This is a genomic window from Paraburkholderia mimosarum LMG 23256 = NBRC 106338 (assembly GCF_000739815.1).
Taxonomy (GTDB): domain Bacteria; phylum Pseudomonadota; class Gammaproteobacteria; order Burkholderiales; family Burkholderiaceae; genus Paraburkholderia; species Paraburkholderia mimosarum.
Window position 1 is genome coordinate 1 of record NZ_BBJJ01000156.1, and the last position, 5,712, is coordinate 5,712.

Annotated in this window: 4 protein-coding genes; 2 read left to right on the top strand and 2 right to left on the bottom strand. The window is 55.8% G+C overall.

All coding sequences use genetic code 11. The features are described 5' to 3' along the window. Positions 1 to 491: 491 nt before the first annotated feature. Together BMI01S_RS35625 and BMI01S_RS38450 are read right to left on the bottom strand one after the other, a co-directional pair. Entirely contained in the window at positions 492 to 3,743 is a 3,252-nt protein-coding gene (locus BMI01S_RS35625) for a BTAD domain-containing putative transcriptional regulator (protein WP_081723648.1), read from the bottom strand. 545 nt (positions 3,744 to 4,288) lie between these two features. Beyond that, the gene (locus tag BMI01S_RS38450; RefSeq protein WP_051381625.1) at positions 4,289 to 4,588 is read right to left on the bottom strand and encodes a hypothetical protein; all 300 of its coding nucleotides are present in this window, start codon (positions 4,586 to 4,588) and stop codon (positions 4,289 to 4,291) included. Between the two features lie 95 nt (positions 4,589 to 4,683). On the opposite strand from BMI01S_RS38450, the gene BMI01S_RS38455 reads away from it, so the two are divergent. Both BMI01S_RS38455 and BMI01S_RS35635 read left to right on the top strand, forming a co-directional pair. Then, positions 4,684 to 5,106 carry a hypothetical protein gene (locus BMI01S_RS38455; RefSeq protein WP_028232981.1) on the top strand — a complete coding sequence of 141 codons (423 nt, stop codon included), beginning with the start codon at positions 4,684 to 4,686 and terminating at the stop codon, positions 5,104 to 5,106. Further along, positions 5,019 to 5,678, top strand: a complete 660-nt coding sequence (locus tag BMI01S_RS35635; RefSeq protein WP_255217849.1) for an IS630 family transposase — start codon at positions 5,019 to 5,021, stop codon at positions 5,676 to 5,678. The genes BMI01S_RS38455 and BMI01S_RS35635 overlap by 88 nt, the downstream gene beginning before the upstream one ends. Positions 5,679 to 5,712 lie beyond the last annotated feature (34 nt).

The window sequence follows — 5,712 nt, forward strand, 5'->3', positions numbered from 1 at the left end:
AAGAACAGCTGAGATCTGCGGATAGGAAATAGCGTTGGACGCCGCACGACTGCGCGGACGTACGCCACATCGTTCGCAACGGTTGATATTCCTATAGACCCGACACGCGGGTATCGCCAAGAAACAGTGTTCGGCATACTGCGGATTTGAGCGCAGGCGCACGCATCACGGTTGGCATCCGACAGCATCTCTGCGGCGACCACGCAGATTAAACGTAGTTCCGGACGTCGCCACGCTTGCTCCATCTTTGCTTGATAAAGGGCGGCATCAGCTTTCAGATGAGTTGGCGAACTCCACGACGAGATTTACCTTCGCGTGTGAGATTTTTAACGCGTGGCGAATGCGGTGTCCCCCGATCCGGCTAGCATCTCGGTCCGACGAGATGCGTATGATCTCGTGCCGGCGTTATGGCCCGATTCGTCCTTCACCACGAAACCGGTAGGTATCGTGCTCCGGCGATAGCAATGGATCCACCCAGGCACACCTTCAAATCACATTTTGTTTTGTTCCGTCAGTTGTGTGTACAGCGCGGTCGTTCGCACCGATGGAGCTATGCTAAGCACAACAGACAGCATCTGTCGACATCGCCGGTATGTCTCCAGTGCATCAGCCACGCTGCCGCCTCTTCGCTGACTCTCCATCAAAGCTCGGTACAAATCCTCCGAAAGCTTATCCACTTCAATACCCCGTCTGTACACTTCGGTGGCCTTTGACCAATTTCCCTGCTGTTCCAACAGATCACCAGCTTTACGGACAAACCGCAAAAACTTACTTCTGACTTTGTCAGCGGGCCCAAAAATCCATTGTTGATCTTCTTCAAAGCATAAAAAATCGCCTTGATAAAGTTGGAAGACGCGATCAATTATTGTATTGACGTCTCTTCCGGACCCTTCCTTTCCGTCCGATCCATTTGTATGCACCGGTATTGGGGAGAGTTGATCGAACTCCCAGATGTCAACCCAGCACATTTTTGGACTAAGAGAGAGGCAGCGATTCGTCAGCGTCACAACATCTTCGGTAAGAAGCTTGCGCAAACGATGCAATGTCGTGTCGAACGATTTCTGAGCAGCATCTCCCTGTGAGTCCGGCCAAAGCGCACTCATTACAATGTTGACGTCGACAGACTTCCCCCCATGCGCAATCAAGACCTTTAACAGATCCAGCGGCCGGCGCTGCGCTTTCCCGCTAAACTCAATTGCCTGCCCATCTTTGACCACCCGAAACGCACCCAGCGTGTAAATCCTGACACGCCACGGCCAGCGCTCGTGTAAGCGTTCGGCAATTGGCTCCAGTCCTCGACGGAGCACTGCGGTCGATACGTCCCTGTCGGCGATACCGTATTCGAGTGCTACGGTGCAGAGAAAAGACAGAGTCGACCGGGATAAAAAAACATTGCAAAACCGGTTCAGAGCGTGTGTCAGCTGAAAAACGCGCCTTAGCGCTGCGCGCATCCCATCGTGGTCGGAACGCTCCATGGCAAGGCGCGCGACAAGCAATTGCAGGTAGACCTGACTCGGCCCATCTCCAGCAGGCTCGACATCCAACAGGAGCCGCTCGACAATCGGCATCGCGCTGACCCAATCACCCGCTTCGAGAAACGCATGAGCGATGGCAAGCGATGCATATAGATGCATTGTCGCATCCGCGTGCACCTGAGCGAGCGACATTGCTGCATGCGCCCAATGGAGTGCCTTTGCAGACTCTCCCTGCTGGAGCAACAGTCCCACCCTGGCAACCTTGTGGCCGATCACAGCCTGGGCGTGATCGCTGGTCCGCGCCTTTTGTGCCGAATCTTCAATTGCCTGGCCGGCTCGAGAATCCCCCGAATCTACCAGAATGAGAAGACGCTGCCATGCACACGACGCACCCAGATTCCCCAGTCCCTTAATGGAAAGCTGCTCTTGTAGCGAGTCAAGCAGTTGCAGCGCTGAATCGTAATCACCTCGGGAACGAAAGCCTTCTGCCATGTATAAACGCCATTTCGCGACAAGAGGAAATGCATAACCTTTCTCACAAACGAGCGGATCCACTTCGCGTATCATTGCCGTCCCGACGCCAACCGTGCCAGTCATGACGTCATATGATAGTAATGCGATAGCAGCAATGAGTTGAAACTCGCCTTCGAACCGCTGTTTTGCGAGCAAATCCCCCAACTCAGTAGCATAGTGCGATAGCCGCTCCCGAAGTGCGTCCGTATTCCCGCCACCCAGCAAGATAGCCGACAGGCCCAGCAGTCGACTACGCGCCCCGAGTTCCTCTCCATGCGACTCGAGAACCTCACTAAGCCTGCTGAGCAAGTCAACGACCTGATTGCTGCCTCCTTCTAAGAGCGTCAAGGCAATCGAAGCCCAACCGAGACAGTCAAAGTAATCCGACATTTCACCGGGGTAACCGATTCGCTGAAGGACTCCTTCGAAAACTCTGCACGCCGCCGGCAGATCTTCGTTGAGCAAACTCCGCGCAAGCCAACACTGCAGAAGCGGATCCGCATCACGTACGTTATCCGGCAGCACCTCCAATAGCTCTCTTAACCTCGCGTTCTGCCCGTCGCTCATAAGACGAGGCGCATAGTCGCAGATAACCGCACGTGCAGCGCCCCAGTCCCCGGCCTCCACATTAACCATAAACAGCGACTCAAGCATCCGTTCAGCCGTTAGCAACTGGGAAGCACGAGACCTAAGCTCATCGACGTGTTCAGGAGAAAAAAGGGCAATTGCCTCCTCAAGAAGGAACTTTCTAAAAAGTGGGTTCCACGAAAATCGGTTCCCACCTTCGGATCGCAAACAGAAAGTAGAGAATCGCTCGCATATTGATGAAATAGCTTGAGCACAGTGCCGATATCCGGTAACGAAAGCCGCGCCCTCGCCCGTTATCTCGGGCAGAAAAGCGCACCGGAGTATCGCGTCATACACCCCTCCCTTCAGAAGTGAGGTCTTGACATCAAAATATAAGCGTGGAAGACGTGTGCTCATCGCTTGCTGATTCATGGCGAGCGCCCCATCCTCGGACTGCTCCAAATACTGACTAAGAAACATCAGCAGCCCGACTTGACCGTCGGACAGAGCGAGGAGATTACGTGCGCACTTCGACTCCGGCCCAACCCCGAACGCAGAGGCGACTTGAGCTCGATTGAGTCGACCAACCCCGGCAGACATAACAACCAAACCGTTGGTGGCGACTGCAAGCGGTTGAAGCTCATCGGGGAGGCCCACGTTCGCCAATATGATGAGTTTTACCTTCTTGCCAAACCGCTCAACGACATCCAACGCGAATTCCGACAGCGCATGAGTTGACTGCTCCCGTGAATCAAATTCAATGACGAGGCTCAATTCACCGTTCGGAACCTTGCTGGAAATCTGCTGGATAAGATCGATCCAAGTCGGAGCGCCACCCACCAATTCATGTGGCAGTAGAGATGCCGGTATCCGCGGATCAGCAATACTGCGCGGCGATATGCTCAAAATCAGTGCATCACGCCACGGTGCGACCGTGTGGGATTGACACCAAAAATCGGCCGCTCCTTGCTGAGCAATTACGGCCTCTGCCATGCATATGCGTCCCACAGCCGCACTATCGCAAATCCAGACGATGTTGGCGTGCGAAACACCCTGAGGTAGAACAGGCGACGCCACTCCGATTGCGGCTTGAGACAACGAGAAATTCCACGAAGGTTGCTTATACTCGACCGTGGACGCCGTCAGGCGAAGCTGGCCAGGATGATCGCTGATCTCGACATGATGCATAAATTCCCCGTTCCTTACTCATTCAATTCTTGCCGCTGCAACACATCACTGCGTTCGCCCGATGCTGCTTCCGAGCTTCTTTACTTTGCTATTTTCCCGAACAATGACACTGCCTCTTTTGATGCATGGCCGTCAGCGACTAAGCGCATACTGCCCTCGACCTGAGGGCCGGGTTGCGCCGGCACGAATTCATCAACGAGAACCTTGTCGCCCCACCCAGTAGGACGACCCACCCTTTTATTTAATCGAGTTGCCACCCACGTATTACCTACCCGAGCCAGTGACAAATCCCGATCTCGATCGTCACGAACTATCACACCATGCGCACCTCGTTTTTGGCTTCCGCGTAAGTTCAGCGGTCTAGCACCATTCGTCATGGTGAACGTCAGGCGCGAGTTAAATGCTGGAAAGCATTGCCTCGATTTCGCCTACAACATTCCGACCGGCCACATATCCAAACTTGGGGTAATCGTCCTTTTCGTGCAAAATCTGGCGGTTTGGTTGGAAATAACCAGAAAAATCAACTACCTATAGAGCGCGCGATTTCAGGAAGTCGTGTCCTTTTCGTGTGAAATCTGGCGGCTTCCTCCGACAGGTGCACCCTCAAGCCCCAGGCGCTCGCGGTACTCGGCAAGCAGCAACTGTTGGGCGTCAATCTGTGCCGCCAGATGAGCGCGCTCGGCCGTCAGCGACGCGAGTGTTTCGTGTGCGTGCGCAAGTGCCTCGACCTGGGTATCCAGCGTCGTGCGCAGCGCCTTCTGCTCGGCGCCGCCGCGCGCGACGTCGGCCAACGCCTGGTTGAGCACCGTCTGCTGACGCTCGCCGAGCGCCTGTTGCTCGCGCAACTGCCTGGTTGTGGCGCCCGCTTCGGCGATGAGCCGTGCGTTGTCCTTGTTCAGTTGCGTGATCTCGTTCTGCTTGACGATTACGTCTGGTTTGCATGCCGAAGCTCGGCCTGCAACTGCTGGACCTGCTGCTCATGTCGTCGGGCCTGCTGTTCGCGGTGCTCGCGGGCAGCCGTGCGGAAGTGCTCGAGGGCGTCACGCGAGTGCACCAGCTTTTCCTCAAGCGACTGGCGAAAATTCTCCTGTTCGGCCAGTCGTTCAGTCTGGTCGCGCACCTGCTGCGCGAGACGCTCGACATCCAGATCGCGCTGATGCAGCGTCAGGCGCGTGTCGGCATGCGCGTCCTGCTCGCTGGAAAGCGCGGTGCCAGCGGCTGTGAGCTGCGCCTGCAGCGTGGCAACCTCGGCTGCGAGCCTGGCCATCCCGGCCTGTGCCTGCTGGCGCTGCGTTTCCGAAGCGACCGCCTGCTGCTCAACCAGCGCCTGGGAGAAACGATGCTGCAATCAAGCGCTGGCTGAACGAAGACTATCCGCAGATCGCGAAAGAGGCAAAACGGGAAAAGGCGACGATCTACTGGGGTGACGAAATGGGACTGCGTAGCGATCACATCAGTGGGACGAGCTTCGCCCTGAAGGGACAAACGCCCGTCGTGCGCGCGACAGGCAAACGCTTCGGCTGCAACATGATCTCGGCCATCACCAATCGAGGGGCGCTGAGCTTTATGGTCTTCGAGGGTAAGTTCAAGAATGCGACATTCATCGAATTCATGAAGCGCCTGATCAAGGGTGCGACGCGCAAGGTCTACCTGATTGTTGATGGGCATCCCGTGCATCGCTCCAAGGCGGCCCGGCAGTTCGTGGCCGAGAACGCGCAGCGTCTGCGCCTGATTCAGTTGCCTGGGTACTGCCCCGAATTGAATCCGGACGAGCTGCTCAATCAGGATGTGAAAACCAACGGGCTGGGCAAGAGTCGAGCGGCAAACAAGGCCGAACTGATCAGCAATGTACGCCGTCATCTGTATCGCCGGCAAAAGGAGCCTCACGTGATTCGTAACCTCTTCAGGGAAAAGCATGTGCGCTACGCCGCTTGAGAAATTACGCACTATTTGATGCACCTGTCAGTAA

Bases quoted from the DNA above. Each gene is read 5' to 3' on its own strand.
- BMI01S_RS38455 (WP_028232981.1), top strand. From the start codon at position 4,684: ATGCCGAAGCTCGGCCTGCAACTGCTGGACCTGCTGCTCATGTCGTCG.
- BMI01S_RS35625 (WP_081723648.1), bottom strand. From the start codon at position 3,743: ATGCATCATGTCGAGATCAGCGATCATCCTGGCCAGCTTCGCCTGACG.